19 protein-coding genes and 1 pseudogene are annotated in these 21,756 nt (G+C 70.3%); 14 read left to right on the top strand and 6 right to left on the bottom strand.

Annotation, left to right across the window (positions count from 1 at the left end; translation table 11 throughout):
• Positions 1-97 precede the first annotated feature (97 nt).
• On the top strand, positions 98-1,312 hold the full coding sequence (locus tag K4S16_RS38545; RefSeq protein WP_149264025.1) for an NAD(P)/FAD-dependent oxidoreductase: 1,215 nt from the start codon (positions 98-100) through the stop codon (positions 1,310-1,312).
• Positions 1,313-1,506: 194 nt separating this feature from the next.
• On the opposite strand, the gene K4S16_RS38540 is transcribed toward K4S16_RS38545, so the two are convergent.
• Together K4S16_RS38540 and K4S16_RS47070 are read right to left on the bottom strand one after the other, a co-directional pair.
• The gene (locus K4S16_RS38540) at positions 1,507-2,841 is read right to left on the bottom strand and encodes a Dyp-type peroxidase (RefSeq protein WP_149264024.1); all 1,335 of its coding nucleotides are present in this window, start codon (positions 2,839-2,841) and stop codon (positions 1,507-1,509) included.
• A gap of 731 nt (positions 2,842-3,572) precedes the next feature.
• Positions 3,573-3,701: pseudogene (locus tag K4S16_RS47070) on the bottom strand (MFS transporter); the annotation flags it as partial.
• Between the two features lie 283 nt (positions 3,702-3,984).
• On the opposite strand from K4S16_RS47070, the gene K4S16_RS38530 reads away from it, so the two are divergent.
• Both K4S16_RS38530 and K4S16_RS38520 read left to right on the top strand, forming a co-directional pair.
• Positions 3,985-4,275: a helix-turn-helix domain-containing protein gene (locus K4S16_RS38530; protein WP_200842356.1), complete on the top strand. Its 291-nt coding sequence runs from the start codon at positions 3,985-3,987 to the stop codon at positions 4,273-4,275.
• A 586-nt stretch (positions 4,276-4,861) separates the two neighbouring features.
• Complete coding sequence (locus tag K4S16_RS38520; RefSeq protein ID WP_149264022.1) at positions 4,862-5,281, top strand: NUDIX domain-containing protein; 420 nt, start codon at positions 4,862-4,864, stop codon at positions 5,279-5,281.
• 253 nt (positions 5,282-5,534) lie between these two features.
• On the opposite strand, the gene K4S16_RS38515 is transcribed toward K4S16_RS38520, so the two are convergent.
• Positions 5,535-6,176 carry a TetR/AcrR family transcriptional regulator gene (locus K4S16_RS38515; RefSeq protein WP_235037355.1) on the bottom strand — a complete coding sequence of 214 codons (642 nt, stop codon included), beginning with the start codon at positions 6,174-6,176 and terminating at the stop codon, positions 5,535-5,537.
• 169 nt (positions 6,177-6,345) lie between these two features.
• On the opposite strand from K4S16_RS38515, the gene K4S16_RS38505 reads away from it, so the two are divergent.
• Complete coding sequence (locus K4S16_RS38505; protein ID WP_235037354.1) at positions 6,346-7,773, top strand: MFS transporter; 1,428 nt, start codon at positions 6,346-6,348, stop codon at positions 7,771-7,773.
• Between the two features lie 214 nt (positions 7,774-7,987).
• On the opposite strand, the gene K4S16_RS38500 is transcribed toward K4S16_RS38505, so the two are convergent.
• Together K4S16_RS38500 and K4S16_RS38495 are read right to left on the bottom strand one after the other, a co-directional pair.
• Entirely contained in the window at positions 7,988-8,806 is an 819-nt protein-coding gene (locus tag K4S16_RS38500) for an ABC transporter permease subunit (protein WP_149264020.1), read from the bottom strand.
• Between the two features lie 38 nt (positions 8,807-8,844).
• Positions 8,845-9,747: an ABC transporter ATP-binding protein gene (locus tag K4S16_RS38495; protein ID WP_149264019.1), complete on the bottom strand. Its 903-nt coding sequence runs from the start codon at positions 9,745-9,747 to the stop codon at positions 8,845-8,847.
• Positions 9,748-9,830: 83 nt separating this feature from the next.
• Between K4S16_RS38495 and K4S16_RS38490 the strand changes: the two genes are divergently transcribed.
• The gene (locus tag K4S16_RS38490) at positions 9,831-10,283 is read left to right on the top strand and encodes a GbsR/MarR family transcriptional regulator (protein WP_149264018.1); all 453 of its coding nucleotides are present in this window, start codon (positions 9,831-9,833) and stop codon (positions 10,281-10,283) included.
• 165 nt (positions 10,284-10,448) lie between these two features.
• Here K4S16_RS38490 and K4S16_RS38485 read toward each other — a convergent pair whose 3' ends face one another.
• Positions 10,449-11,498, bottom strand: a complete 1,050-nt coding sequence (locus tag K4S16_RS38485) for a LacI family DNA-binding transcriptional regulator (RefSeq protein ID WP_149264017.1) — start codon at positions 11,496-11,498, stop codon at positions 10,449-10,451.
• 233 nt (positions 11,499-11,731) lie between these two features.
• Between K4S16_RS38485 and K4S16_RS38480 the strand changes: the two genes are divergently transcribed.
• Genes K4S16_RS38480 through K4S16_RS38440 form a run of 9 tightly spaced genes read left to right on the top strand, consistent with a single transcriptional unit; the run spans position 11,732 to position 21,738 of the window.
• Positions 11,732-12,889, top strand: a complete 1,158-nt coding sequence (locus K4S16_RS38480; RefSeq protein WP_149264016.1) for an ABC transporter substrate-binding protein — start codon at positions 11,732-11,734, stop codon at positions 12,887-12,889.
• A 42-nt stretch (positions 12,890-12,931) separates the two neighbouring features.
• A complete protein-coding gene (locus tag K4S16_RS38475) occupies positions 12,932-13,807 on the top strand; it encodes a branched-chain amino acid ABC transporter permease (protein ID WP_149264015.1) in 876 nt (291 codons plus the stop codon).
• Positions 13,804-14,868, top strand: coding sequence for a branched-chain amino acid ABC transporter permease (locus K4S16_RS38470; RefSeq protein WP_149264014.1), 1,065 nt, complete (start codon positions 13,804-13,806; stop codon positions 14,866-14,868). Before K4S16_RS38475 ends, K4S16_RS38470 begins: the two co-directional genes overlap by 4 nt.
• On the top strand, positions 14,865-15,641 hold the full coding sequence (locus K4S16_RS38465) for an ABC transporter ATP-binding protein (RefSeq protein WP_149264013.1): 777 nt from the start codon (positions 14,865-14,867) through the stop codon (positions 15,639-15,641). The genes K4S16_RS38470 and K4S16_RS38465 overlap by 4 nt, the downstream gene beginning before the upstream one ends.
• Positions 15,631-16,398: an ABC transporter ATP-binding protein gene (locus K4S16_RS38460; RefSeq protein WP_149264012.1), complete on the top strand. Its 768-nt coding sequence runs from the start codon at positions 15,631-15,633 to the stop codon at positions 16,396-16,398. The genes K4S16_RS38465 and K4S16_RS38460 overlap by 11 nt, the downstream gene beginning before the upstream one ends.
• Positions 16,395-17,435, top strand: a complete 1,041-nt coding sequence (locus K4S16_RS38455) for a M14 family metallopeptidase (protein WP_149264011.1) — start codon at positions 16,395-16,397, stop codon at positions 17,433-17,435. Before K4S16_RS38460 ends, K4S16_RS38455 begins: the two co-directional genes overlap by 4 nt.
• Complete coding sequence (locus K4S16_RS38450; RefSeq protein WP_149264010.1) at positions 17,432-18,043, top strand: urea carboxylase-associated family protein; 612 nt, start codon at positions 17,432-17,434, stop codon at positions 18,041-18,043. The genes K4S16_RS38455 and K4S16_RS38450 overlap by 4 nt, the downstream gene beginning before the upstream one ends.
• Positions 18,044-19,438 (top strand): amidase, encoded by a 1,395-nt coding sequence (locus K4S16_RS38445; protein WP_149264009.1) that lies wholly within the window; start codon positions 18,044-18,046, stop codon positions 19,436-19,438.
• Positions 19,435-21,738: a molybdopterin-dependent oxidoreductase gene (locus K4S16_RS38440; RefSeq protein WP_149264008.1), complete on the top strand. Its 2,304-nt coding sequence runs from the start codon at positions 19,435-19,437 to the stop codon at positions 21,736-21,738. The genes K4S16_RS38445 and K4S16_RS38440 overlap by 4 nt, the downstream gene beginning before the upstream one ends.
• Positions 21,739-21,756 lie beyond the last annotated feature (18 nt).

Genomic DNA, 21,756 nt, shown 5'->3' with positions numbered 1-21,756 from the left:
ACGGCGGATGACGACCGGGTAAGGGGCCACAGGGTGGGCAGGAGAACCGTGGGGGCGGACCGCCCGTTCGGGGGCCGTTACGGAAGGTGGGGGTCACGTGTCTGGTGCCGTCGTGGTCGGCGCCGGCCTGGCGGGTCTGGCGTGTGCGGTCAGGCTGCATGAGGCCGGGGTGCCGGTGCAGGTGCTGGAGGCGTCCGACGGGGTCGGGGGCCGGACGCGGACCGACATCGTCGACGGATTCCGTCTTGACCGGGGGTTCCAGGTCTTCAACACCGCCTATCCCGAGGCCAGGCGTGTCCTGGACATCCCGGCCCTGGACCTGAGGCCGTTCGCTTCCGGTCTGCTCGTGTTCCATCAGGGACGGCGTGAGCGCGTGATGCTCCCGTGGAAGCACCCGCGGCATGCGCTGAGCGGCGCCCTCGCCGACATCGGCTCCGTCCGCGACAAGGCCGCGCTGGCTGCGATGACCGCCCGCGACCTGACGTTCCCAGCCTCCCGGATCATGCACGGAGCCGAACGCGACACGGCCGCGGAACTCCGCCACTGGGGCATCTCCGAGCAGATGACCGAAAAGCTGCTGCGCCCGTTCCTGGCCGGAGTGCTGCTGGAACGGGAGCTGGAGACCTCGAGCCGCTTCTTCCACCTGATCTGGCGGTCGTTCGCACGCGGCACGATCGGCGTCCCCGCCCTCGGCATGGGACGGATGCCGGAGCAACTCGCGGCCCGGCTGCCGGACGGAGTGCTTTCACTGGAGACCGCCGTGCGAGCGGTCACCGGTGAGGGGGTGCAGACCTCCGATGGCGAGACGTTCGAGGCCGATGCCGTCATCGTGGCGACCGACCCCGCCCGGGCCGCCGCCCTCGTCCCCGAGATCGAGGCGCCCGCCATGCGGGCCGTCACCACCTTCTACCACGCGGCGCCGAAGTCCCCGCTGGAGGAGCCCCTGCAGGTCCTGGACGCGGAGGGGGTCATCACCGACAGCCTCGTCCTCACCGACGCGGCGCCCGAGTACTCCGCCGACGGCCGCGCACTCATCTCGACCTCCGTGCTCGGGATCGACGCCGACGAGTCGCGCGTGCGCGGCCGGCTGGAGGAGATCTACGGTGACACCGCCCGGTGGCAGCTGATCGCCACTTATCCGATCGAAGCCGCTCTCCCGGCGATGCCCCCGCCGCTGCGGCTGCGTCGCCCGGTGCGGATACGCAGGGGACGCTACGTCTGCGGCGACCACCGCGACACCGGATCCATCCAGGGGGCCCTGGTGTCCGGCCGCCGTGCCGCCGAAGCCGTCCTGGCCGACCTGCCCGGCTGAACCGCGAACCGGCAGCGCGGCCCGCGGCCCGCGCGTGCTGCTCGCGCCCTCGCCGACGCGGCCGAACCATGCGGTCGTCACCAGCGCACGGACCTCCTCACACCCGGCAAGGACGCAATCATGTGGCGCCGTATACCGCATCGAAATGCGTCCTGAGTCACGGTCGGCGGCCCTGCTTTGCCGCGAGGCCATCGTCACCGGCCCGTGAACAAGTCGGCGGCTACGTACTTTCCGGGCCGCACACCCGGCGGGATGGCGAACACCGCGCTGGCGGTGTGCCGGATGAATGCGTTGAGCCGGTCGGATTCGGCCAGCCGGTGCTGGGCGCGGACGAAATGGGCGGGATCGCTCAGGTAGGCGCAGAAAAGCAGTCCCGCGTCGTAGGAGTCGTGACCGCTGCCGGAGTGTTTCAGCATGCCGCCGCTGTGAGAATGATCCGCGCCCGCAGCGTGGTGGTGCCCGCCGATCGGCTCCGCGATCCCCTGAACGCCATAGTCGTAGTTGTACGAGCGGCGCATCATCGGGATGTCCCGGATCAGGGCGAGATGGGAGTCGGCGGGAATGAGGGGCATGCCGTCCGGCCCGGTCTTGGCGAGGTCGGGTGCGCTGAATTCGTGCCCGCCGCTGAGCGGGGCTCCATCGTCGCGCCGCCGCCCGAATGTCAGGTCCTGCGTGTGTGCGGTAGCGGTGTCCCACTTCGGGAGGTCCATGCGGATCTTCCGGAAGGCCAGGTACGTGCCGCCGGCGAACCAGGCCGGTCCGGCCGCCGTCGCGGCCCACACCGTCCGGTCGAACTCGGCGCTCCCTGGGCGAGGGTTGGCGGTGCCGTCCTTGTGGCCGAACAGGTTGCGCGGCGTGGCGTCACCGAACCGGCCCAGGAACCCTTGCTGGCTCCAGCGCAGCCGGGCCACTCCCGGGACGCGGCTGCGGAGCGCGCGGAAGGCCCGGCTGATGATCTGCAGGTCGTCACCGCAGACCTGGATGAGAAGCTCACCGCCGCTCCACGCCGCCTCCAGCCGGTCGCCGCGGAAGGCCGGCAGGGGGGCCAGCCGTCCAGGCCGGTCCCGCTGTCGGCCGATCCGCTCGAACAGGTCAGGGCCCAGGCCGAAAGTGATCGTCAGGCGGGACGGTGCCAGGCCGTCGGCGATGCCGGAGTCCGGTGGCAGGTCCGGTCGTCGACCGGGTCTGGGTCCGGGCGGACGCCCCTGCACGAGGCGTTCGGCGACGTCCGTCCACTCCTGCATGAGCTGCCGCAGGTTCGCCTCCGTCTGCTCGATGTTCAGGCGCTCGCTGGTCGATGGGTCGGTGGTCTCCAGGTCGAAGGCCGCGAAGAGCGCGTATCGCTGCTGTGGAGTGGCGATGCCCGGCTGGTGCGCTCCGTGGAACGGCACGGTCCCAGACGGACGCGACGGCGCGGCATCGCGATCGCTCGCGGCCAGCACGCTCCCCGCCGCGGCGACACCGGCGGCCCCCGCGGCCGTGGTGATGACCGTGCGCCGCGACAAGCGGCTTGTCGGGCGATCGGACATGAGGCCCCCTTAGCGCGATCTGCATCAGCTGGTCGGGATACGCGGACCGGAGCACAAGTGTTGAAGAACGAGCGAAGTGATCTGGGTCATAGGCGATGAGGCGCCGGGGCGGCCAGAACTCATCTGAACTCGAGAGAGGCGAGGTCGTGCAGGGAATGACCGACGCGGTGCCCGTTCGCCTTGGCGGTGGTCCACCGCGCAAGGAGGCGCCCGGCGGGCGGTCAGCGGTTCGGGCTCGGCGCACAGCGGACGTCGTCGTGAGCGGCGCATGTCAGGCTCGCGGGCCGCGTCCGGCCGCGAACGCGCAGCAGGCTGATCAGTGTCGCGACCGCGAACGTGACCACGAACAACGAGTAGTCCCTGGTCGCGGTCGACAGCCCACCACCGTGCACGACGAGGATCCCGGCGACCACGGCGGGCAGTCCCATGCCCAGGTAGCAGATCACATAGATCGAAGAGAGAACGCCTGCGCGCTCGTGTTCTGCGACCAGTGGCACGACGGTGCGCATCCCGCCCTGGAACCCCGCACCGAAACCGATCCCACAGACGAGAGTGCAGGCGAAGAACCCCGTGACTGAAGACGCCTCGACGGCAAGGAGGGTACCGAGCGAGCCGAGTACGAGGAGCGTGATCCCCAGGAACATCACTGTCCTGGGCGGGATTCGCGCGAACGCGACGATGGTGACGGACGAGACCACGGTGAGCACGACCAGCCCGAGTCCGCCGATCACGGCGGAGTCCGAGCCCGACAACTGCCGGGCCAGCGCCGGGGCGAGTGACCCGTAGAAGCCGCCGAGTGACCACACCGCGAACAACACCGGTGCCACCGCGAGAAGGAGACGACGCAGATGCCGGGGCACCGCGAGTTCGGGTATGAGAGCGGCACGCAGTCCGGGCCTGCGGCCGGTGGCTTCCGTCAGCAGCGCCACACCGAGGGCCTGCGCGAGGAAGACCCCGATGAACACGAGGTAGACGAGCCGGGTGGGCGCCGGGAGATACTGGACGATCAAGCCGGACGCCAAGGCGCCGATCGACCAGGTCAGAGGCGCTTCAGACACGCTGAAGACATGACAGGACGAACCCCTGCGGTGCGTTGTGCATGCTCGTCCGCGAGTGCGTCGCACTCGGCTTCGGCAATGGGCCATGCGACGCCTCGGCGAACCGATCACGCTACGTGAACTCGCCCGGCACGCCGGCCTTTCGCAGCGCACCCTCATGCGCCGGTTCACTGAGGAGACCGGCACGACCCCGTTGCAGTGGCTGCTCAACGCCCGTCTCGGCCGAGCACGAGAACTGCTGGAGACCACCGACCACCCGGTGGACCGCGTGGCACGTGAGTGCGGACTCGGCACCGCCGCCAACATGCGGCTGCACTTCCGGCGTGCGCTGGACACCACCCCCACCGCCTACCGGCGCACCTTCGGGAGCAGTTGAAGCCGGCACCGGGTCCGCCGGCAGGCGGATCACGGCGCGGCTCACCGACACCCAGACCGATGCGCTCTGGCGGTTGAGCCGAGAGGAGGAGATGACCGCCCGCCGTTTGGCGGATCAACTCCAGGTCGATGCGTCGACTGCGACTTCGATGGATCGACCGGCTGGAGAGACTCGGTCTGGTCCGCCGGCTCCCGCACCTCAGCGACCGTCGCGTGAAGGTCATTCAGCTCACCGCCGAGGGGTGCGCCCTGCGGGATCGCGTCATCCGGCATACCGCCGAGCACTCCCCGTTCGCACGGCTGGACCGGGAGGGCAAGGTGCGCCTGCACGAGTTGCTGCGGGCCGCGGTCGACGGCGGCGCAACGGATCAACCTGTCCACGTTCATGGAGAAGCGCGGCAAGCTCGACCGCGCCGACCCGGACGTGGCCGGAACATGGGAGGCTCTCACCAAGGGCGGAGCCGGTGATCATTGAGACACCAGATGACCGGCGCCGTCGTTGAGCCACACTGGCCAAGGCCTGCCCGGCCCGGTGAGGCCGCTCCAGCCCGTTCGCGCCCTGATCGCTGACTGCGAGGACCGTCAAGGTGAGCAACCCCCCGACTTGGCCGGTATCCGTCAAAGGTGTCGCAGTGGTCGGCGGCCGCGTAGCGCTGGTGAAGAACGAACGCGACGAATGGGAGCTGCCCGGCGGCCGATTGGAACCCGGTGATGGCAGCCCCGAGGCGGCGGTGGAGCGAGAGATCCAGGAAGAGACCGGCTGGAGCGCCAAAGCGGGTCCACTCCTGGACGTGTGGATCTATCAGCCGCTGCCCGAGACGTCGCCGGAGCGGCGCGTTGTCATCGTCACCTATGGCTGCACCGTCCTGAATCCCGACACAGAACCCGTCGTGAGTCAGGAGCACCAGCAGCTCGGCCTGTTCACCGCCGGTCAGGTACACGGTCTGCGCATGCCCGACGGCTACAAACAGTCGATCGAGGCGTGGTTCAACCGGAGTCGACGGTGAGCCGGGGACGGAGGGCCGCGGTCCTTCGAGTTCGGCACCCGGGTGACGGGGGCTGACGGACTGATACCTCTTGGACCAGTGGTCGGCACCCGGGGATGCCGGCTCGGCCGTCTGATCCCGAACGGCACGCAGGCATGGAGGCGTCGCAGAGCGCGGACGCCGTAGGTGAACAGGGTGTCGTAGCGCCCGGTGTTGTCGTCGGCGCCGCGGCGATGCCCGCTGTGGCTGAGCAGGCTGACACCGGGACGGAGAATCAGCCTGGATCTCCGCTTTCCGGCAGGCGCACGCCGACGAGTTTGACGAGGAACCGGTCGATCTGGTCCGCCAGGGGCGGCAGTGCCAGGGCGGGTTCGTTGACCCGGATCGACACGGCGCCGTGCACGGCCGCGCGCAGGTCGAACGCGACCTCGGCGGCGTCGGCGGCGGGTGCGAGGCCCGCGTCGATGCACCGCTGCACGGCGGCGGTGGCGCGCTCGGCAAGTTCCTCCTTGAACGCCAGGCGCATCCGCTGGTTGAGAGTGCTCTCGTGCAGCACCTTGTACAGCCCCCCGTGGTCGTGGACCCAGGTCCCGAGGAACAGCAGGCGCGCCCGCAGCCGGGCCGCCGGGTCGTCGACTGCCGACTCGGCCTGTTCCAGGTCCTTCAGGAGGTCGCGAGTGCACTGCTCCAGTGCGGCGTAGACGAGGGCGTCGCGGTCGGCGAAGTGAATGTAGACCGAGGTCGCGGCGATGCCGACCGTGCGCGCGACGGCGCGCAGAGACAGCGCCTCGTCGTCTCCTAGTTCGTCCAGCATCCGCAGGGTGGCGTCGACGATGTCGCGGCGCAGCCGTTCTCCCTGACCTCGCCGGTTGCGGCCCCGAGCCGATGCGGGCGGGGGCGTGGATGTCGCGTCCATGCTCGGCATTGTATTGCGACGACCGTTGCCTTACAGTCGTAGCGCTACAGCCGTTCACTTATAGGAGAAGCATGGATCCGAAACTGGAGACCAACAAGCTCGTCGAGCGCCGGGACGTCATGCAGCCGATCCCGGAGACCGCCGCGAACCTGAACGGGATGTTCCAGCCGTGAGCGCCACGACCGCCGCGACGCGGCCGCCCGCCACCGTCCCGGACCCCCGGCGGTGGTGGGCGCTGGCCACGGTCGCCACGGCCCAGCTCATGATCGGTATCGACCTGACGATCATGAACATCGCGCTGCCCTCCGTGCAGCGCTCCCTCCACCTGACCGACCCGGCCCGGCAATGGGTGATCACGCTCTTCGCCCTCGGGTACGGCGGCCTGCTGCTGCTCGGCGGGCGGCTCTCGGACCTGATCGGCCGCCGGCGCGTCCTGCTGACCGGGCTGGCCGGGTTCGCGGCCGCCTCGGCGCTCGGCGGCGCCGCCACCGGCCCGGCGGCGCTGCTCACCGGACGGGCCCTCCAGGGCCTGTCCGGCGCCCTGCTCACGCCGGCCGTCCTCGCGACGCTCGCCGCCGCCTTCCCCACGCCCGGCGAGCGCGGCAAGGCGTTCGGCATCTACGGCACCGTGATGGGAAGTTCCTCCGGCCTCGGCGTCCTGCTGGGCGGGGTGCTCACCGACTACCTCGACTGGCGCTGGTGCATGTACGTGAACCTGCCGATCGCGGCCCTCGCCGCGGCCGGGGTGCTGTACACCGTGCGCCCCGCGCCCCGCACGGCAGGCGTGCGGATCGACGTCACCGGGGCGGTCCTCGCCACCGTGGGCCTGATGGCCGTGGTCCTCGGGTTCGCCCGCGCCGAGCCCGACGGGTGGACCGCCCCGTCCACCTGCGGCCCGCTGGCCGCCGGAGTCCTGGCGCTGGCCGCCTTCGTCCTGGTCCAGACCCGCGCGCGGAGCCCCCTGCTCCCTCCGCGGGTCGTCCTGGACCGCCGCCGCGGCGGATCGTACCTGGCGGTGTTCGGCCTGGCGGTGGGCATGTTCGCCGCGCTGTTCTTCCTCACCTTCTACCTGCAGAACGTACTCGGCTACTCGCCGATACGGGCGGGCCTCGGGTTCCTGCCGCTGACCGTCGGGCTCATGGCCGGAGTGCGGGCGGTGAGCCGCTTGATGGCACGGGCCCCGGTGCGGTCGCTGTTGTGCCCCGGCCTGCTGACGATCGCGGCCGGGCTCGCCCTGCTCGGTCTGCTGCGGCCCGACAGCGGCTACTGGACCCACGTCATGCCGGTGTTCCTGCTGGTGGGGCTCGGCACGGGCTGGGTGCTGGTCACCGCCAACAGCACCGCGACGCTCGGCGCGGGCCCCGACAGCGCCGTCGCCGGCGCCATGGTGATGACCTCCCAGCAGGTCGGGGCGTCGCTCGGCACCGCACTGCTCAGCACGATCGCCGGGACGGCCGCGGCCCGCCACCACCACGGCCCGCCCACCGAGGCCCTCGTGCACGGCTTCAACGTGGCCGGCGTGAGCGCGGCCGGCTTCCTCTGCCTGGCCGCGCTCGCCGTCTTCCTCATCACCGGCCCGCACGGGCCGCAGCCCTAGAGCGTGTCCGGTGGATCATGTGTTGATCCAGAGCAGAGCGGTGACCAGGACGATCGCTGCCCATCTTGTCCCGGCGGAGGCTGGGGCCTGCGGGGGCGCGGCGGCCCTGACCCTGCTGTGGAGCCGTGGACATGTCGTATCGGTGCAACGGAAGAGCCCGCCGCCCTATCGACCGCGGCGCCGTGCCGATCGTCCACCTCTTGGCGGGGCGAGGTCAGGTGAGGTCGCGGTGGGTGAAGCGCCAGGCACCGGTGGCGATAAAGGCGGCTGCGGTTGCGGCCAGGATGGCGGCGTCGGCGAGTTGGAGGCCGTTCTTCAGGGGTTCGCCGCCGATGTAGTACTGGTACGGGGTCAGGTTGCGGAGCCAGGTGGCGCCTATTTGCGGGGCGAAGCCGTGCAGGGCGTAGGCGGCGACGCCGATCCCGGCGGTGATGCCGAAGACGGTGGGGCGGCTCTTGCGTGTGGCGGCGCCGAGACCGGTGGCGAGTGCTCCGAACACGGTGGCGAGCAACGCCAGGTTGATCGCCTGGGCGGTGAAGTGGCCGAGGCTGATGGCGCCCAGGTCGGCACTGGAGCGGATGGCCGCCATCGCGGCCAGGACCACGGCGGCGATGGCGACGGCGCCGGTGGCCAGGGCGGCGAAGCGGTGCAGCAGCAGGCGGGTGCGGCCGACGGGGTGGGCCAGCAGCAGGTCCAGGTAGCCGGACTCCTCGTCGGCGGAGATCATGCGGGCTCCGGTGGCGGCGCCGTAGAAGGTGGCCAGAAGGGGGACGAGCAGGCCGAACACGGCGCCTTGGAGGTAGCCGGCGGCGCTGGAGACGTCGTCGAGACCGAAGCCCCGCATGGATTCGGGGACGCTCGCCATGGAGTCGGCGGAGATCTGCGGGTAGAAGCTGCCGTACATCATCGCCAGCAGTCCGGTGGCGGCTGCCCAGGCGGTGAAGACGCGACGGTTGTCGTAAAGGGTTTTGGCGAAGATCGAGCCGCTGAAGATGCGGGCCGGGCCGGACGTGCCGGGGACGGGGGTGGTCATGGTGCCGCCCTTTCGGGGACGCGATGGCGGAGGGTGAGTCAGGCGGCGGCGCTGGGAGCACCGGTGTAGTAGGCGTGGAAGAGCTCTTCCAGGTCCTGGGTGTCGGCGCGCAGGGCGGTGACGGTGTGCCGGGCGGCGGCCTTGACCAGGGCGTCGGGGGAGCCGTCGACGCGGAAGCTGAGCGTGGAGCCGTCGGTGGTCACCTGGGTGACGCCGGGCAGGGCGGCGAAGTCCTCGGCTCGGACCGGGTCGGCGAAGGTGATCCGCACCGTCAGGAAGGAGCGGGCGCGCAGTTCGGCGACGGTGTCCAGGGCGGCCAGTTCGCCGTCGCGGATGATGGCGACGCGGTCGGCGACCGCCTCGACCTCGCTCATGATGTGGCTGGACATGAACACCGTCTGCCCGTCGGCTCGCGCCTCGGCCACCATGTCCAGGAAGGTCTGCTGCACCAGGGGATCCAGGCCAGAGGTCGGCTCGTCCAGGACCAGTAGCTCGGGCTGGTGCATGAACGCCTGCACCAGGCCGACCTTCTGCCGGTTGCCCTTGGAGAGGGTCTTGATCCGGGCGGACAGGTCCAGCTCCAGCCGGTCGGCCAGCGCGGTGATGCGGTGCGCGGGGACGCCGCCGCGCAGGTTGCCCAGGAACGTCAGGCACTCGCCTGCCTTCTGCCGGCCGTCCACGACGAAGTCGCCGGCCAGGTAGCCGATGCGGCGGTGCAGTTCGACGGCGTCGGCGCGCGGGTCCAGGCCCAGCACGCGGGCGGTGCCCGAGGTGGGCCGGATCAGGTCCAGCAGCAGCCGGATGGTGGTGGATTTCCCGGCCCCGTTGGGGCCCAGGTAGCCGAACACCTCTCCGGCCTGCACTTGGAGGGTGAGACCGCGCAGGCCGCGCCGGGTGCCATAGGTCTTGGTGAGCTCGGTGAGCTCGATCGCCGTGTTCACGGAGCAGAAAGTATCAGAACTTTCAGAGAATTCTGAAGATTCGGAGCTGTTAGGATCCGATCAGATGAACCGAGGGGGACGGGTTGGCGGACACCACCGAGGCGGCCGAGTACCTGGCGCTGGTGCTGGCGGAGGGCGGTCTTCAGAAGGCGACCGCGCGAGTCCTGGCGGCGTTCATGTTCGCCGACCAGGACAGCATCACCGCACCCGAGTTGGTCGAGCGGCTGGGCATCAGCTCCGGTGCCGTGTCCGGGGCGATCAAGATGCTGTCCACCGTCGGGCTGATCGAACGTGTCCCGGCGCCGGGCAGCCGCCGCGAGCACTACCGGGTGCGCGAGGGGGCCTGGGCCACCCTGATGTCGTCCCAGAACGGCATGGTCCAGGCGATGTTCGAGGCCGCCGACCGCGGAATCGCCGCCGCCGGGGACGGCGGTCACGCGGCCCGCCGGCTGCAGGAGATGCGCGACTTCTACGGGTTCATGTTCCGCGAGATGCCCGCCCTGATCGAACGCTGGCGCACCGAACGCGGCACCTGACGGCTCCCTCGGCCGACGGTCGGACCGCAGAACCGTTCGCCTCTCCTGGCGTCGACCCGCAGGGCCGCAGGCCACGGCCGCAGCGACGCGGCGGACGTCCTCGGTGGTCATGACGCTCTTCAACGGTGCCGGGAACGTCCGCCCTCGCCCGGTGGTCGGCCGGGGTCAGTGTGACGAGAGTGCCGAGAACTCGGGGGCGCTCGACTGGCGGACCACCAGCTCGGGACGAAGCATGGTGGATTCGCTGGTCTCCCCTTCCAGCATGGCGATGAGCGAGCGCGCCGCCATCTCGCCCATCTCCCGCAGGGGCGTGTGAACGCTGGAGAGGGGGATGGGGAGGTCCCGCGCGATGGCGATGTCGTTGTAGCCGACCAGTGCCAGGTCGCGGCCGACGGTCAACCCGTGGTCCCTCAGCGTCCCCATGGCGCCTATGGCGGCCGAGTCGTTCACGGCGAAGATCGCTGACGGTCGGCGGGGGAGTTCGAGGAGCTGCCTGGCCGCCTGCCGGCCCCCCTCCGGATCGAAGTCCGTGTGGACGATCTGGTCCTGGCCGACGGTGATGCCCGCCCGCTCGAACGCCTCGACGCAGCCCTGGACCCGGTCGAGGGCGACGGGGTAGCGCGGCCCGGCGATGATGCCGATGTCCCGGTGGCCGCGCTCCAGGAGGTGCTCGCCCACCAGTCGTCCGCCGAGCCGGTCGTTGCCGGTCACCGAAACGTGCCCGGCCTGGCGGTGGTTGACGAGGACCTGCGAGGTCTCCGAGCGGCCCAGTTCCTCGTAGATCCCCTCGTCCAGAGTGGCGTCGCCGATGACCAGGCCGTCCACCTTGCGGCTGAGGAGCATCTCGACGCGCTTCAGGCGCTGTCCGGGGTCCCCGTGCGTGTTGGTGACGATCGTCTGGTAACCGAGGTTGAAGGCTTCGGCGTCGATCCCGCTGAGGATCGCCGCGAGCACGACGTCGTGGAGCCGGGGCATCAGGACGCCGATGACCCTGCTGCGCTTGGTCCGGAGGCTGGCCGCCGTGAGGTCCGGCCGATAGCCGAGGCGTTTGGCGATCTCGCGTACGCGCGCCTCGGTCTCCGCGAAGTCGGACCTCCGCGGTCCGGGCGGGCGGCGGAGGATCCTCGACACCGTGGAGGGATGGACCCCGGCCTCCTCCGCGATGAGCTTGTGCGTCGGTGTCCTCGGGCCGGGTCCCCTCGGCTCGTTCGTCAACTGTCGCCTCCTTGCGATGCGGCTCGAGCAGCGAGAACGCTCGGATGCACCTCTTGACAAAGCAGCTTGGTGCAGTCGATTGTACCTACACGCAGTCGACTGCAGTTACGTCCTTCCGGAGAAGTCCGGGGGAACGCCGGGTCGGCTGAAGGGTGGGCAGAACCTGTTACCTCATCCGCCGGGGTCACGAGGCGGGTGCCGTAAGGGAGACGTCCGATCGACTGGAGGCACAGATGAGGTGTACCGGAACGCTCGCGATCGCCACCGCCCTGACGCTCCTGGCCGGCGGCTGCGGCGGCGCCGCCAGGGGCGGGGAGTCGGGGCCGATCAAGATCGGGCTCTCGACTCCGCTGTCCGGCTCCGCCGCGTCGCTCGGGGAGAACGAGCGCAAGGGCGTCGAGCTCGCCATCGACCAGGTCAACGACGGCGGGGGCGTCTTCGGCGGCCGGAAGCTCGCGCTCGCCGCCGAGGACAACGCGTGCAACCCGACCGATGGCGCGAGCTCGCTCACCAAGCTCATCACCAAGCAGCGGGTGGCCGCGGTGATCGGCGCGCTCTGCAGCGGGGTCACCCTCTCGGCCATGCCGCTGGCTAAGCGCCACCGGGTGCCTTTCATCGTGTCGACGTCCACGTCGCCTGACATCACCACCGCCTCGGGCAAGGGCGGCAACGAGTTCACGTTCCGGATCAACCCGTCCGACGCGACGCTCGCGGACGCGCTGGCCACCTACCTGGCCTCGGCGGGCAAGCTCCGGAAGCTGGCGATCCTGGCCGAGGACAGCACCTACGGGCGTACCGGCGCGAAGGCCTTCAGTGCGGCGCTCGATAAGAAGGGTCTCAAGGTGACCGGTGTCGACTTCGTCGCCCAGGGAACCGCCGACTTCTCGACCCAGATCAGCAAGTACCGCAACAACGGGACCGAGGGCGTCGCGCTGTACGTCTCCGGCGCCGACCACCTGGGATTCCTGCGGCAGGCGGCCGCGGCGGGCCTGCGCCTGCCCGTGACCGGCCGGGTCGAGTTCGAGGGCCAGAACCTGGAGATCCTCAAGAAGGAGCAGTTCGCCGGATCGTCCAGCGTCTACCCCTACAGCTCGCTCATCGACACGCCGGAGAACGCGAAGTTCGGCCGGCTCTACCAGAGCCGCCACCGGACCGCGCCGACCTACGAATCCTTCGAGGGCTACAACGCCGTGATGGTCCTCGTGGACGCCATCCGGCGGGCGAAGAGCGCGAAGCCGGTCGACATCCAGAAGGCGCTCCTCACGAGCGACATGCCTTCCCTGACCGGCGGCACGGTGAAATTCGACGACCACAACCAGGCACATGACAAGGCGTTCATCCTCCAGCTGAAGGAAGGAAAGCTCACCATCGAGTCCGACGTCACCACCTGATCCGGCCGCCTCGGCGAGGTCGGGAGTTGGAGGTAATCTCCCGTGGATACGACCTACATATGGGAACTGCTGGTCAACGGGGTGATCCTGGGGTCCAGCTATGCATTGCTCGCGGCGGGCCTGGCTGTCATCTTCGGCGTTCTCAATGTCGTGAATTTCGCTCATGGCGCGCTGTACATGCTCGGCGCGTTCGTCGCCTACTTCTTGATCCCGCAGAGCGGCTATTGGGCGGGGCTCCTGCTCAGTGCCGGAATCATGGCGGCGGTGGGCGCCGCCCTGCACGAGGGCCTGCTGCGGCGCCTTCCCCCGGATGGCGCGTTCTCCAGGACCCTGCTGCTCACCCTGGGGCTGGCCATGATCGTCCAGAATGGAGCGATCATGCTGTGGGGCGCCGGTCCGCGGCAGCTCCCCGAGGACGCCAGGCCGCAGGGGCACGTGGCCCTGGGGGAGGTGACGGTCCCGGCGGGCCGCGCGCTCGTCGTCGTGGTGGCCGTCGTCACTCTCGGAGCGCTCTACCTCTTCCTCAGCAGGACGCAGATGGGCCGGGCCATGCGCGGCGTCTCCCAGAACCCCACGGCGGCACTGGTCGTCGGCATCTCGCCGACCCGGATCGGCCGGCTCGCGATGGCCCTGGGCGTGGGCCTCGCCGGACTGGCCGGCGCCACCCTCGCCCCGGTGTTCACGGTCAGCCCGCAGATGGGCATCACGATCGTGTTCAAGGTGTTCGCCATCGTCGTCATCGGCGGTCTGGGCAGCGTGCCCGGCGCAGTGATCGTCGCCTTCGCCGTCGGCGTGCTGGAGAGCTTCGCCGGAGGCTACGGGTCGGCGATGACCCAGAGCGTGAGCGTCTTCCTGTTCATGATCGTGATCATGCTGCTGAGGCCGCAGGGGCTGTTCTCCAAGGAGGTGCGGGTGTGACCGCGGCCATGAGCGCGCACGACCCCGGCACCGAGACCGACGCGGTGGCGGCGGGCGGGGCCCCGTCCCTCGCGGGCCGGCTGGTGGGAACGATCCAGCGCCGTCCGCTGCTGCTGACGACCGCGGTGATCGCGCTGCTGCCCGCAGCGGTCGCCGACGACTACTACATCGACGTCGCCAACCTCGCACTGACCTTCATAGTGCTGGGAACGGCCTTCAACCTCCTTTACGGCTACGTGGGGATGCTCTCCTTCGCGCAGGTCGCCTTCGTCGGCATCGGCGGTTACACGGCCAGTTGGCTCGTGACCCATACCGGTATCTGGCAGCCCCTCGCCTTCCTCTGCGCGGGCGTGGCCGCGGCGGTGGTCGCCGCGGCGATCGGATTCGTGACGGTGCGCCTGTCCGAGGGGGCCTTCGCCATCATCACGCTCAGCTTCACGTTGCTCTGCGCGCTGGTCGCGGCGGAATGGACCGGTGTGACCGGCGGCAGGCAGGGCATCTTCGGGCTTCCCGCCCCCGAGCTCTCGCTCGGTCCGGTCGACCTGGTGGCGGACACGCCCCGGCACTACTACCTCCTCCTCGCCGGCTTCACGGTGTGCGCGCTGTGGGCCATGCACCGGCTGGTGAAGTCGTCCGCGGGCACCGTGATGATCGCCATCCGCGACAACGAGCCGCTGACGAAGGCGCAGGGCTACGCGACGAACTCCTACAAGCTCGCCGTCTTCACCCTCTGCGCGTTCGTGACCGGGCTCGCCGGGGCGCTGCACGTCTTCAGGCTCACGGCGATCGACCCCTCCATCTTCGACTTCTACCTGATGCAGGTCATGCTCATCATCGTCATCCTCGGCGGCGCGGGGACCTTCTGGCCCGTCGTCTACAGCGCCGTGCTCTTCGCGGCCCTTCCCGAGTTCCTCCGGGTGGCGGACGAGGCCCGCCTGGTCATCTACGGCGTGATCCTGGCGGTGGGGCTCCTGTTCGCCCCGCAGGGCGCCGGGGGGTTCCTCCGAAAGCGGGCGGTGAACAAGCGCCTGCGCAGCTTGAAAGTCGAGGGGCAACGATGAACGCTTCTCAGGAAAAGGCGTCCGCCGCGCTCCAGGTGCGGGGTCTGGGAAAATCCTTCATGGGCGTCGCCGCACTGCAGGACGTCGATTTCACCCTCACACAGGGCACGATTCTCGGGCTCATCGGCCCGAACGGATCGGGCAAGTCGACGGCCCTGGACTGCGTGACCGGGTTCGTCCGCCCGGACGCGGGCCAGATCCTGCTGGACGGGCGGTCCGTTTTCGGCAAGGCGCCCCACACCATCGCGAGGTCAGGCCTGGCGCGGACCTTCCAGACCGTGCGCCTCTACGACGAACTCACCCTGGACGAGCACATCGACCTCGCGCTTCGCGGACTGACGAGGTCGAAACGGTCCCACGGTGGCCGGCGGCGGACCGACACGGACCGCGCGAGGGCCTGGTTGACGCTGTTCGGTCTCGAACGGCTGCGCACCGCGCCGGCGGGGATCCTCTCCTACGGCCAGAAGAAGCTGCTCACGCTGGCCTCGGTACTGGGTGCGCAGCCGCGGATCGCGATGCTCGACGAACCGCTGGCGGGCGTGAACCCGCGCGTCATCGACCTGATCCTCGACGCCGTCCTCCAGGCGAACAGGGAAGGCCAGACCTTCCTCATCATCGAGCACAACGTCGAGTTCATCACCTCCTGCTGCTCCTCGGTCGTCGTCCTGGACGCCGGCAGGAAGCTCGCGGAGGGCCCTCCGTCGGTCATCTGGGAGGACCCGGCCGTGTACGAGGCGTTCCTCGGCAGAAAGGCGGAGCACAATGCGAACTGAGCCGAGACTGCGCGTTTCCGCCTTCTCCGCGGGATACCTCGCGGACGTTCCCATCGTCAACGAACTGACCCACGGCTTCGCGGACGGCAGCGTCACGACCATCGTCGGCCCCAACGGGGCCGGAAAGTCGTCCCTTCTGAACGGCATCTACGGTCTGACCCGGTGGTCGACGGGCTCCGTCCGGATCGGTGACCTCGAAGTCCGCCGGATGCCGGCCTGGAAACGCCTGAAAGCGGGCATCAGCCTGGTTCCGCAAGGCCGCTGCAACTTTCCCCAGATGACCGTCCTGGAGAACCTCCGGCTCGGGGCCTACACCCTGCCGCGAAACGAACGGTCGGCGGCCGTCGCGGAGGCGTTGGACGAGTTCCCCGCACTGGCAACGTGCAGGACGCGGGCGGCCGGAAACCTCAGCGGGGGCCAGCAGCAACTTCTTGAGATCGCCATGGCGATGGTGGTGCGTCCGCAGGCCCTCCTCATCGACGAACCATCGCTCGGGCTCTCCCCGAAAGCCCGGTGCCAGGTCTTCGACAAGCTCCAGGAGATCGCCGCCGGCGGCGTGTCCGTCGTCATGGTCGAGCAGAACGTGGTCGAGGGGCTGGCCGCGTCGGACGTCGCCGTCGTCATGACGGACGGCCGGATCCACCGGAACGGACCGGCCGGCGAGATCCTCAACGACCCCGAAATGAAGAACGTCTTCCTCGGCGGACGGCCTGCCGCCGCCGGAATCCGCTCGCGATCCGCAGGAGACCCGCGATGAACTCGACGGTGGCCGACCACCTCACCCGCATGGCCGCCGGGGAGGTCGATCGAGGGCTGATGGAGGTCGGCGGGCTGGCCAGCGGCAACGCCATCGGCGTCCCCTACATGATCGCCCGGGGCACGGGCGGCGGCCCGTGCCTGTGGGTCAACGCGACGGTGCACGGCGACGAGTCCCAAGCCTCCATCGTGGCGACGGAGTTCTTTCGAGCGGTTTCGGCGCATCCGCTGCGCGGTGATGTGATCGTGACGCCCGTCGCCAATCCTCTGGCCTTCGACCAGCGGCGCAAGCACTCGCCGTTCGACGGGACGGACCTCGACCAGAGCTTTCCCGGAAGGTCCGACTTCCTCGGCACCCAGCGGTTGGCCCACCGCCTGTTCAGCGAGCTGTCGCCGCTCGCCGACACCGTGGTCAACATCCACACGATGGGCCCCTTTCTCGACGCCTGCAACTATGCCGTCTACAAACTCCATCCGGCGGCCGGTGACGAACGCGAGCTGCTGTCCCTGATCGCCCTGTTCGACCTGCGCGTCGCCTGCCGGATGGACGTCTCCGGCCCGGGCGAACTGCCCGGCCGGGTGGAGGGCGCGCTGGACTACCAGATGCTGGAGCTGGGCAAGCGGGCGTTCATGCTGGAGGCGGGCGCGGGCGGCCGGTACGACCGCCCGGCCGTGGAGAAGGCGGTGCGCGGCCTCCTCCGGTTCGCCGCGGAGACCGGGACGGCCGCGAAGACGGACGCGCCGGGCGACCGTCCCGCCTCGATCTGCAGGGCGACGCGGCGGACCCATGTCACCTCGGCCGAGGGAGGCTTCTTCCGCGCACTCGCCGAGCCCGGCGACGTGGTGCCCGCCGGGCGGCCGCTCGGGGAGATCCGCAACGTGTACGGGGACAAGGTGGAGGCGGTCTCGCTGCCCACCCCCGCGCTCGTGATCGGCATCCGGCGCGATCCCATCGTCCACTCCGGCGACCGGGTGGGCTTCGTCGCCACCGAATGGGCCGACATCGACCTGACCGCGCCGTCGGGGGAGACCTCATGACCGGGCGGCCCGCGACGGTCGGGGCCGGCGAGATCGGGACCTTCCACGTCCCGTCGGGCGGGACGATCGAGGTGATCAACACGCTCGGCGGCCAGGTCGTCGACGCCTGGTTCTTCGCGGCCGACGATCCGGCCGAGTTCGCGTCGATGAGCCACTCGCGCGCTTCCATCCGGACGATCCGCCCGGCGGTGGGGAGCACCTTCGTCACCAGGCGCCGCGAACCCTTGGTCACCCTCGTCGCCGACTCCTCCCCGGGGATCCACGACATGACGATGCCGCCCTGCGACCGGTGGCGCTATCGGCAACTCGGCGTGCCGGGGCACCGCAACTGCGCCGACAACCTGCGGTCCGCGCTCGGGGCCGAGGGACACGCGGCCATGGAGGTGCTGCCCGACCCGCTGAACCTGTTCCAGAACTCGCCGGTCGACGCCGAAGGCCGGATCACCTTCCTGGAATCGCCGGCCCCCGCCGGTTCCTCCGTCACCCTGCGGGCCCACCGGGACCTCGTCGCCTACCTCTCGGTCTGCCCCATGGACATCATGCCGATCAACGGCGGCGCCCCCCGCTCGATCGGCGTCGCCGTCCTCGATCCGGACGAGGCGGGATAGATGTCCGCGTCGCTTTCCGATCTCACCCTGGAGGAGACGCAGGCCGCCCTTCTCCGGCGGGACGCGTCTCCAACGGAGGTCGCCGCCGGCTACCTGGCCGCGATCGAACGCTGGGAGCCGACGACGGGCGCGTTCGTGACGGTCAGCGCCGAGCGTCTCCTCGCCGGCGCGAAGCGCGCGGAGGACGAGATCATGCGCGGGTCGCCCGGCCGGCTGGCCGCCATCGGGGTGAGCGTCAAGGACAACATCGACGTCGCGGGGCTGCCGACCACGGCCGGCTCCTCGTGGTTCGTCGAGCGGGCCGCGGCCGACGCCGAGTCCTGGCGGCGGCTGGCGTCCGCCGGAGCGCTGCACGTCGGCAAGGCCAACATGCACGAGTTCGCGTACGGCGCCACCAACGTCAACCCCAAGGCGCGCACGACGGTCAACCCCTGGGACCCGCGGTGCGTGAGCGGCGGATCGAGCGGCGGCAGCGCCGTCTCGGTGGCCATCGGGGCGTGCGGCGCCTCGCTCGGGACGGACACCGGGGGTTCGGTGCGCATACCCGCCGCCCTGACGGGCGTGACCGGCTTCAAGCCCAGCCTGGGGCTCGTCCCGACGACGAAGGTGTTTCCGCTCAGCCCGTCCTGCGACACCGTCGGCGTGTTCAGCCGCACGGCGGCCGGCTGCGCCCGCGTCCTCCAGAGCCTCCTCGCGGAGGGCGCGCCGGCGGACGGCGGCACCGGCCAGCGAGATCCTCACCGTCGGCGTTCGCTCCGGGAGCTTCGCCTCGGAGTCGTCAGGTCGCATCTCGCGGCGGCCTCTCCGGAGGTGTACGAGGTGGTCCACCGCGCTCTCAAGATCATCGAGGGGCTCGGCGCCGCCGTCGACTGGGTCGACCTCCACCACGAGGAGGAGGCCCGCGCCGTCACCGGCGCCGTCGTGGGGTTCGAGGCGGCGCAGGTGCACCGCCGCTGGCTCCGTGACCGTCCCGGGGGCTACGGAGACGACGTCAGGGCGCGGCTCGAGGCGGGCTCGGCGGTATCGGCCTCCCGCTACAGGGCGGCCAAGCAGGAGAGGCGGCGGCTCGCCGCGGAGATGGTCGCCGACCAGTGCCTTTTCGACGCCGTGATCGGTCCGGCGGTCCCCGTCACCGCCCCGAAGGTCGCCGAGTGCGGCCCCGAGCGGGCACCAGAGGTCCAGGCCGTGCTGCTCGCGAACACCTACTGCTTCAACGTCACCGGCCAGCCGGCGATCTCCGTTCCGTGCGGGACGGCGTCCGGCGGCCTGCCCGTGGGACTCCAGATGGCGGCCGGCCCCGGGAAGGACCGGGACCTCCTCGCCATGGCCATGGCATTGCAGGCCGCGACCGACTGGCATGAGCGCAGGCCGCCACTGAGGGAACCGGTCGCATGAGCCCGGGCAGACCGACCAGTTCCCACTGGGGCCCGCTCCGCGCCCGGGTGGAAGACGGAGAGCTCACCGTCGATCCGCACGAACTCGATCCGCACCCTTCCTCCCTCTTGCGCAACATGGGGACGGCCAACGGGCACCCGGCGAGGATCCGACACCCGATGGTGCGGCGCGGATGGCTGGAGAACGGGGCCGGTCCCAGCAGTGCGCGCGGGCACGACGAGTTCGTCCGCGTGGACTGGTCCGAACTCACCGCGCTCCTGGCGGCCGAACTGGACCGCGTCATCGATCTGCACGGCAACGCCGCGATCTTCGGCGGCTCCTACGGGTGGGGCAGCGCGGGCCGGTTCCACCACCCGCAGAGCCAAGTGCACCGGTTCCTCAACACGATCGGCGGCTACGCGCGCTCGGTGAACACCTACAGCACGGGCGCGTCCAGCGTGCTCCTTCCGCACGTGCTCGGTCACGACGTGGACGCGATCCACGGGCTGACCGGCTGGTCGGTGCTCGCCGAGCACACCACCATGATCGTGGCTTTCGGCGGGCTGCCGGCCAAGAACCTGAAGGTGGCCCCCGGAGGGATCACCCGGCACCGGGGCGCGGCCGCCCTGGGCCGGATCATCGACGACGGCACCACCGTCGTGGCCGTGACCCCGTCGCGTGCCGACTGCCCCGCCGGGCCCGACGTCCGATGGTGCCCGATCAATCCGGGCACCGACGTGGCGATGATGCTCGCGCTCGCCTGGGTCCTGGTCACCGGTCACCTGCACGACATCGAGTTCCTCCGCACGCGGTGCGCCGGCTACGAACAGCTGGAGGCGTACCTCCTCGGGGCGGAGGACGGAGTCCCGAAGACCCCCGAATGGGCCGAGGGGATCACCGGGGTCGCGGCCGCCGAGATCCACACGCTCGCCTTGCAGATGGCCGCGAACCGGACCTTCGTCTCGGTCACCTGGTCACTCCAGCGCGCCCGGTACGGGGAGCAGCCGCCGTGGACGGCCATCGCGCTGGCCGCCGTCCTCGGTCAGATCGGCATGCCCGGAGGCGGGTTCGGACACGGTTACGGATCCATGGGAGATGTGGGCCTCCCTCAGCGGCGGAACCCTCTGCCCACCCTTCCGCAGGGACACAATCCCGTCGACGCGTTCATTCCCGTCGCGAGAGTCGCCGACATGCTCCTCAATCCGGGGGCCCGCTTCGAATACGACGGAGGCGTCCACCGCTATCCGGACGCGCGGCTCGTCTACTGGTGCGGAGGCAACCCGTTCCACCACCACCAGCACATCGGGCGCTTGCGCCGGGCGCTGGCGATGCCGGACACGGTCGTCGTCCACGAACCGTTCTGGACCGCGACGGCCAGGCACGCCGACATCGTCGTCCCCAGCGCGACGTCCTTCGAACGGTCGGACATCGGCGCCTCGCGGAACGATCCCTGCTTGGTGGCCATGCATCAGGTCTGCGACCCGCCCGGCGAAGCGAGAACGGACTACGAGACCTTCAGCGAGCTGGCGGCCGCGATGGGAGTCCGGTCCGCGTTCACCGAGGACGGTTCGGAGCGCGACTGGCTGCGCCGGATCTACGAACGCTGGCGGGGCGAGGTCGCCGGTCAGAAGGCGGACCCTCCGCCTTTCGACGAGTTCTGGAGCGCGGGCCACACCGAGTTGCCGGACGCCCCGGACGACCAGGTCATGCTGCGCGACTTCGCGCATGACCCGGACGCCTTCCGGCTGAGCACGCCCAGCGGACGCATCGAACTCTCCTCCGAGACCATCCGTTCGTTCGGCTACGACGACTGCCCGGGCCATCCGACCTGGCTGCTGCCGGACGCCGGACCGAGCGAGGAGTATCCGCTCACCCTGCTGGCCTCCCAGCCCGCGCACCGCCTGCACAGCCAACTGGACATGTGCCCGGCCAGCCAGGAGACCAAGGTCGGCGGGCGCGAGCCCGTGCTGATGCATCCCGAGGACGCGACCCCGCGGGACATTGCGTCCGGAGGCCTTGTGGTCATCAGCAGCGCCCAGGGCAGCTGCCTGGCGGGCGCCGTCCTCACACGTGACATCAAGAAGGGGTGCGTCCAGCTCTCCACGGGGGCGTGGTACGACCCGCTGGACCCCTCTGACCCCGACTCGCCCTGCGGCCACGGCAACGTGAACACCCTGACCGCCGACCGCGGCACATCGCGACTCGCCCAGGGATGCACCGGTCAGCTGGTGAGCGTCGACGTGCGCGCTCACCGAGGGCCTGTCCCGCCCGTGCGGGCCCATATCCCGCCGCGCGGTGCCGCACCATCTCCCTCGCCCTAGCCGGCCAACGGCACGCCC

This window comes from Actinomadura sp. K4S16 (genome assembly GCF_008327685.1).
GTDB lineage: Bacteria > Actinomycetota > Actinomycetes > Streptosporangiales > Streptosporangiaceae > Spirillospora.
The sequence above is the reverse complement of the archived record's forward strand: the minus strand, read 5'-3'. Positions and strand labels throughout refer to the sequence as shown.